The sequence below is a fragment of the Aeromicrobium sp. PE09-221 genome (genome assembly GCF_002174305.1).
In the GTDB taxonomy this organism is placed as follows: Bacteria; Actinomycetota; Actinomycetes; order Propionibacteriales; family Nocardioidaceae; genus Aeromicrobium.
Genome location: NZ_MIJB01000067.1, coordinates 1 through 873, shown reverse-complemented (window position 1 = coordinate 873; position 873 = coordinate 1). Strand labels below are relative to the sequence as shown.

The 873-nt window shown below is 70.4% G+C and carries 1 protein-coding gene; it reads right to left on the bottom strand.

The annotated features are described in order from the left end of the window. A partial coding sequence (locus tag BHE97_RS19285; protein ID WP_236757803.1) for a glycoside hydrolase family 15 protein occupies positions 1-649 on the bottom strand: 649 nt, incomplete at its 3' end. Between the last annotated feature and the right edge of the window lie 224 nt (positions 650-873).

Genomic DNA, 873 nt, shown 5'->3' with positions numbered 1-873 from the left:
CGCGGAGCAGTCGCAGGCTCTGCGGCAACCCCCAGGGGTCGTCGGGCGCGCCCACCCCGGCTGCGCGCAGCGCGTGAAGGGCGATCGGTGCCTCCCCGACGACGTCCGCCTGGAACTGATGCGCCGGGCCGTTGCCGATTCGTACGGGCCGAGAACCCCCGTAGCCGCGGAGGTGGTCGAGCTCCGACTCGGTGAGCTCTCGCTCTCCGGCTAGTCCATACATGATTCGGACGTCATCAGCGTCGCCGGCAACGGCGCGCAACAGCCAATCGCGCCAGAGTTTCGCTCCGCTGGTCAGGCCGTGGGCGACGGCGACCTCGATGGTGAACGCAGCGTCCCTGAGCCAGACATAGCGATAGTCCCAGTTGCGGGCACCCCCGAAGCTCTCGGGCAGCGAGGCGGTGGGAGCGGCGACGATCCCACCCGTGTCCAGGTGGGTGAGTGCCCGCAGGACGAGGAGCGATCGCCACACCAGCGGCCGGTGTTCGGTGCGCACTTCGCACTGCGATACCCATTGCGTCCAGAACTCGACGGTCTCGGCCAGTGCGCGGTCCGCATCGGGCGGTTCGGGCGGTTCCTGATAGGCGGGAAACCAGCTGAGATCCCAATCCAGTCGCTCACCCGCGGTGAGATCGAAGCTCCCTGTCAAGCGTGGGGCGCGTCGGCCGGCCGTATCGTCGGCTCCGTCTGCGCCCGTCTCGTCGGCCCCAGTCCACGGCGGCCCGGTGATCAGAATCCCGTTGGTCCCGGCCCTCGCCCGCAGGGCTTGCGCGGCGCGGTTGCCCTCGCACCGCCGCACCCCGCGCGTGGCCCCGGCGTCATCGCACCGCAACCGTCCCCCCGCCTCCTACCACCACCTATCGCAGCCCGCAA